We start from the raw sequence: 6,217 nt of genomic DNA, 5'->3' as shown, positions 1-6,217 counted from the left end.
TCCAGCGTGGGGTTCTGCGCCTGCAACATGGTGCCCATCGCACCGTCAGCGACCACCACACGGGAGGCGAGGGCCTCGCGGAGGGCGGAGACGCGGGTCCGGGTGTCGGCGGGCGGGGTGGATGGCGTCGAGGCCATGAAAGGGCTCCCTAGGGTGCGACGGCTGTCGGCTTTGCGTCTGCCCGGTACCGCCCGGTGGGGACGCCCGGGGGGAAGACGCACGCCGCCAGGGTAGCCGGGACCGTGGGCGGATGGTCGGGGCGTCCACGAGACGGACGAGGACGGCGGGGCGAATGTACCGCCGAAAGGGTGAGCCGACCTGCGGCGGAGGGGGAGGCGGTCCGGCGGGGACGAGGCCGGCTCCGGGCCGGGACCGATGCCGGTGTGCCGGCAGCCGGCATACCGGCATGCCCACGGTGATGCTGAGGTCGGACCGGGCGCCGGACGCGACCGGCGGCGGCCACTGCTCGGCGACGGTCGGCTACTGGCCGGTGGCTGGAGGCAGCGGCCGGTGGCTGCTCGACGCCGAGGGCGGGCGGCAGCCGCCGTGGCCGGCCGGACGGTCACCGGCGGCAACGCGCCGGCCCCTGGCGGGTCGCTGGGCGGCGGGAGACGAGGGACGGGCAAGCGGCGCTCGCGCCGGTGGGTGCGGGACTGGCGCCGGGCACCGGAGCCGGCGCGAGGCGGCCGGCGGTCCCGGTCCCCCGCCGGCCGGCGCGGCCGGTGCCGGGTGACCATTGTCCGGGCGCGGTGGCCGACAGCGGTGCCGGAGGCCGACTACCGGTGCCGGTGAGGTGGGGGTGGTGGCCGAAGTGCAACAGTTGCCCGCCGACCATTGGCGAGAGGTCGGCATGGACCGGTAGTGTTCGACATTGCCGAACGACGTCAGCGACGCCGAGGTCGGCAGTCGAAGGGGACGGAGGCAGTACGCCGATGGCACGGAACATCCAGTCGCTCGAGCGGGCGGCCGCGATGCTGCGCCTGCTCGCGGGCGGCGAGCGGCGGCTCGGCCTGTCCGACATCGCCTCGTCGCTGGGTCTGGCCAAAGGCACCGCGCACGGCATACTGCGCACCCTCCAGCAGGAGGGCTTCGTGGAGCAGGACGATGCCTCCGGGCGCTACCAGCTGGGCGCCGAGCTGCTGCGGCTGGGCACGACCTACCTGGACGTGCACGAGCTGCGGGCCCGCGCCCTGGTGTGGACCGACGACCTGGCCCGCTCCAGCGGCGAGAGCGTCCACCTGGGGGTCCTGCACCAGCAGGGCGTCCTGATCGTGCACCACGTCTTCCGGCCCGACGACAGCCGGCAGGTCCTGGAGATCGGGGCCATGCAGCCACTGCACTCCACGGCGCTGGGCAAGGTGCTGTCGGCGTACGACCCGGTCGCGCACAGTGAGGCGCTGGAGGCCGACCGCAAGGCGTACACGGACCGGACGGTCTGCGAACCGGACGGGTTGGAGCACATCCTGGACATCACCCGCGCGCGCGGGTACGCGGCCGACGTCGAGGAGACCTGGGAGGGCATCGCCTCCATCGCCGCCCCCGTCCACGACCGCAGGCGCATGCCGGTCGGGGCGGTCGGCATCACCGGGGCCGTGGAACGGCTGTGCCGGGAGGGCGAGCTGCGTCCCGAGCTGGTCGCGGCGGTCCGGGACTGCGCCCGCGCGGTGTCGCGGGACCTGGGCGCCGGACGGTTCTAGGCGGCGCGGCTCCACAACCCAAGGGGCAGGCAGGGCCGGGGCACCGAAGGGTGTCCCGGCCTTCGGTCTGCCCGGAGGCCCGGAGTCCGTCTCCCGCCCACCCCGGAGGGGGACGGGAGTCGGAGCGGCGACTGTCGGAGCGGCGGCAATCGGAGCGGCGGCAATCGGAGCGGCGGCGGACCGATAACCCGCGGCGATCAATAACGATCGTGCTTTGGATTACACAGCTCTTGACGCGCGGGTGCCGCCGAACGAGACTCGCGTCCATCGGTCGGCATTGTCGAACACCTACCGGCAATACGCGTTAGAGTGTGACAGTGCCAAGGGCCGCCATCGCTCTCACACCGAGGGCGCCGGAACACCCGGAGGGACCCGGGGTTCGGCTTTCCCTGGACGAAGGACAAAGGAGTCGCGGGTGTCCAGCTCCGACATCTTCATCGGCGAGACCATCGGTACCGCCATACTCATCCTGCTCGGCGGCGGCGTGTGTGCCGCCGTGACGCTCAAGGCCTCCAAGGCACGCAACGCCGGCTGGGTCGCCATCGCCTTCGGGTGGGGCTTCGCCGTCATGACGGCGGCGTACATCTCCGGCCCCCTCTCCGGCGCGCACCTCAACCCGGCCGTCACGGTCGGTATCGCGATCAAGGACGGCGACTGGAGCAACACCCCGACCTACTTCGCGGGCCAGATCCTCGGCGCCATGATCGGCGCGGTCCTGGTCTGGGTCGCCTACTACGGGCAGTTCCAGGCCCACCTCACCGACCGGGAGATCGTCGGCGGCCCCGGTGCGCAGGACACGACGGCCAAGTCCGTCGAGGCGCAGGAGAAGGGCGCGGGCCCCGTCCTGGGCGTCTTCTCCACCGGTCCGGAGATCCGGCACACGGTGCAGAACCTCGCCACCGAGGTCATCGGCACCTTCGTCCTGCTGCTCGCGATCCTCACGCAGGGGCTGAACGCGGAGGGCGACGGCCTCGGTGTGCTGGGTGCCCTGATCACCGGGTTCGTGGTGGTCTCCATCGGTCTGTCGCTCGGCGGCCCGACGGGCTACGCGATCAACCCGGTCCGCGACCTCGGCCCGCGCATCGTGCACGCCCTGCTGCCGCTGCCCAACAAGGGCGGGTCCGACTGGGGCTACGCCTGGATCCCGGTCGTCGGTCCCCTGATCGGCGGTGCGATCGCCGGAGGTGTCTACAACGTCGCGTTCGCCTGAGCGGACCTCCGCCCGGCGATCACAGAGCCGCAGAACACGCGCCGTAAGCACCGGCCACCCACCACGGAACCCCAGGAGCACACAGTGACCGACGCCCACACCGCCGGAATCGCCTCGCACGGCCACGGGCCGTTCATCGCCGCGATCGACCAGGGCACGACCTCCTCGCGCTGCATCGTCTTCGACCGCGACGGGCGCATCGTCTCCGTCGACCAGAAGGAGCACGAGCAGATCTTCCCGAAGCCCGGCTGGGTCGAGCACGACGCCGCCGAGATCTGGACCAACGTCCAGGAGGTCGTCGCCTCGGCCGTCGAGAAGGCCGGCATCACCCGCGACGACATCAAGGCCATCGGCATCACCAACCAGCGCGAGACCACGCTGGTCTGGGACAAGAACACCGGCGAGCCCGTCCACAACGCCATCGTCTGGCAGGACACCCGCACCGACGCCCTCTGCCGCGAGCTGGGCCGCAACGTCGGCCAGGACCGCTTCCGCCGGGAGACCGGCCTGCCCCTCGCGTCCTACTTCGCCGGCCCCAAGGCCCGCTGGCTGCTCGACAACGTCGACGGCCTGCGCGAGCGCGCCGAGGCGGGCGACCTGCTCTTCGGCACCATGGACACCTGGGTCATCTGGAACCTGACCGGCGGTGTGGACGGCGGCAAGCACGTCACCGACGTCACCAACGCCTCCCGCACCATGCTGATGAACCTGCACACCATGCAGTGGGACGAGAAGATCGCCGAGTCCATCGGCGTGCCGACGCAGATGCTGCCCGAGATCCGCTCCTCCGCCGAGGTCTACGGCGAGATCAAGGGCGGCCGCCTCGGCGAGCTGCTCGGCGGCATCCCGGTCGCCTCCGCGCTCGGCGACCAGCAGGCGGCCCTGTTCGGCCAGACCTGTTTCTCCGAGGGCGAGACCAAGTCGACGTACGGTACCGGCACCTTCATGGTGATGAACACCGGTGACAAGCTGATCAACTCCTACTCGGGCCTGCTGACCACCGTCGGCTACAAGATCGGCGACCAGGACACGGTCTACGCCCTGGAGGGCTCGATCGCCGTCACCGGTTCGCTGGTGCAGTGGATGCGCGACCAGATGGGCCTGATCTCCACCGCCGCCGAGATCGAGACCCTCGCCCTGACGGTCGAGGACAACGGCGGCGCCTACTTCGTGCCGGCCTTCTCCGGTCTGTTCGCCCCGTACTGGCGCTCCGACGCCCGCGGTGTGATCGCCGGCCTCACCCGGTACGTCACCAAGGCGCACCTCGCGCGCGCCGTCCTGGAGGCCACCGCCTGGCAGACGCGGGAGATCGCGGACGCCATGACGAAGGACTCCGGCGTGGAGCTGACCGCCCTCAAGGTCGACGGCGGCATGACCTCCAACAACCTGCTGATGCAGACCCTCGCCGACTTCGTGGACGCCCCCGTGGTGCGCCCGATGGTCGCCGAGACCACCTGCCTCGGCGCCGCCTACGCCGCCGGCCTGGCCGTCGGCTTCTGGAACAGCACCGACGACCTGCGCGCCAACTGGCGGCGGGCCGCCGAGTGGACCCCCCGCATGGACGCGGAGATCCGCGACCGTGAGTACAAGAGCTGGCTCAAGGCCGTCGAGCGGACCATGGGCTGGCTCGAGGACGAGGAGTAAGAACCGCAATGACCACTCAGTCCACCCTGCAGTCCGTGCCTGCCCTGGGTACGCACCCGGCCTCCGGCTCGAACCCGAGCCGGGCCGAGACCCGGGAGCAGCTTTCCAAGGCGTCGTACGACCTTCTCGTGATCGGCGGCGGCATCCTGGGCATCTCCACCGCCTGGCACGCCGCGCAGTCCGGCCTCAGGGTGGCCGTGGTCGACGCCGGCGACTTCGCCGGCGCCACTTCCTCCGCCTCCTCCAAGCTGCTCCACGGCGGACTGCGCTACCTGCAGACCGGCGCGGTGAAGCTGGTGGCGGAGAACCACTTCGAGCGCCGTGCGGTCTCCCGCCAGGTGGCCCCCCACCTGGCGAACCCGCTCACCTTCTACCTCCCCGTGTACAAGGGCGGGCCGCACGGCGCGGCGAAGCTCGGGGCCGGTGTCTTCGCCTACTCGGCGCTGTCCGCCTTCGGTGACGGCGTCGGCCACCTGCTCTCCCCCGCCAAGGCCGCGCAGGACGTGCCGGAGCTGCGCACCGACAACCTGAAGGCCGTGGCCGTGTACGGCGACGACCAGATGAACGACGCCCGCATGGCGCTGATGACGGTCCGCGCGGCGGTCGACTCCGGCGCGGTCGTCCTCAACCACGCCGAGGTCACCGGGCTGCGCTTCACCAAGGGCCGCGTGACCGGCGCCGAGCTGAAGGACCGGCTGTCCGGTGACGAGTTCGGCGTGAACGCCCGTCTGGTGCTCAACGCGACCGGCCCCTGGGTCGACCACCTGCGCCGCATGGAGAACCCGGACGCGGCCCCGTCCATCCGCCTGTCGAAGGGCGCGCACCTGGTGCTGAAGCGCACCGCGCCCTGGAAGGCGGCGCTGGCCACGCCGATCGACAAGTACCGGATCACCTTCGCCCTCCCGTGGGAGGACATGCTGCTGCTCGGCACGACCGACGAGGAGTTCGAGGGCGACCCGGGGGACGTCGCGGTCAACGAGAAGGACACGGCCCAGATCCTCGACGAGGCCGCGTTCTCCATCCGCGACCAGCAGCTCGACCGGGACCTGATCACGTACTCCTTCGCGGGTCTGCGGGTGCTGCCGGGCGGTCCCGGCGACACCTCGAAGGCCAAGCGCGAGACGGTCGTCACCGAGGGCCGGGGCGGCATGCTGTCCGTCGCGGGCGGCAAGTGGACCACGTTCCGCCACATCGGCCGTACGGTCATGAAGAAGCTGGAGGCGCTGCCGGGCCACCCGCTGGGCGACGACTTCGAGCCGATCTCCTCGCTGCCGAAGAAGCTGCCGCTGCCCGGCGTCGCCAACCCCCGCGCGGTGGCGCACCGGCTGCTGGTGGACGGCCCGGCGCCCGGGCCGCGGATGTCCGCCGACACCGCCCGGCACCTGGCCACCCACTACGGTTCGCTCGCCTTCGACATCGCCCGGCTCGCCAACGAGAACCCGGAGCTGGCCGAGCGCGTCCACCCGGACGCCCCGGAGATCTGGGCGCAGGTCGTGTGGGCCCGGGACAACGAGTGGGCCGAGACGGCGGACGACGTGCTGCGCCGCCGTACGACGCTGACGATCCGCGGTCTGGCCACGGACGGCGTCCGGGCGAAGGTCCAGGACCTGCTCGACAAGAAGTAGGCCCGTCCGTTCCCGGGTGTCCGGGCACGGGGTACGGGGCA

At 71.7% G+C, this 6,217-nt stretch carries 4 protein-coding genes; all 4 read left to right on the top strand.

The genetic code is table 11. From position 1 onward, the window contains the following. Window positions 1-932 precede the first annotated feature (932 nt). The 4 genes from HZS56_RS29420 (at window position 933) to HZS56_RS29405 (ending at window position 6,176) form a co-directional block, all read left to right on the top strand. Window positions 933-1,697, top strand: coding sequence for an IclR family transcriptional regulator (locus HZS56_RS29420; RefSeq protein ID WP_216723841.1), 765 nt, complete (start codon window positions 933-935; stop codon window positions 1,695-1,697). Window positions 1,698-2,112: 415 nt separating this feature from the next. Further along, window positions 2,113-2,907 carry an MIP/aquaporin family protein gene (locus tag HZS56_RS29415; protein ID WP_216723840.1) on the top strand — a complete coding sequence of 265 codons (795 nt, stop codon included), beginning with the start codon at window positions 2,113-2,115 and terminating at the stop codon, window positions 2,905-2,907. Window positions 2,908-2,991: 84 nt separating this feature from the next. Next, the gene (glpK, locus tag HZS56_RS29410; protein ID WP_216723839.1) at window positions 2,992-4,551 is read left to right on the top strand and encodes a glycerol kinase GlpK; all 1,560 of its coding nucleotides are present in this window, start codon (window positions 2,992-2,994) and stop codon (window positions 4,549-4,551) included. A gap of 8 nt (window positions 4,552-4,559) precedes the next feature. Continuing rightward, window positions 4,560-6,176 carry a glycerol-3-phosphate dehydrogenase/oxidase gene (locus HZS56_RS29405; RefSeq protein WP_216723838.1) on the top strand — a complete coding sequence of 539 codons (1,617 nt, stop codon included), beginning with the start codon at window positions 4,560-4,562 and terminating at the stop codon, window positions 6,174-6,176. Window positions 6,177-6,217 lie beyond the last annotated feature (41 nt).

This window comes from Streptomyces mayonensis (assembly GCF_018982965.1).
Taxonomy (GTDB): Bacteria; Actinomycetota; Actinomycetes; order Streptomycetales; family Streptomycetaceae; genus Streptomyces; species Streptomyces mayonensis.
This window is presented reverse-complemented; position numbering and strand designations above follow the sequence as displayed.

Coding starts and splice junctions, on each gene's coding strand:
- HZS56_RS29420 (WP_216723841.1), top strand. CDS start 933: ATGGCACGGAACATCCAGTCGCTCGAGCGGGCGGCCGCGATGCTGCGC.
- HZS56_RS29405 (WP_216723838.1), top strand. CDS start 4,560: ATGACCACTCAGTCCACCCTGCAGTCCGTGCCTGCCCTGGGTACGCAC.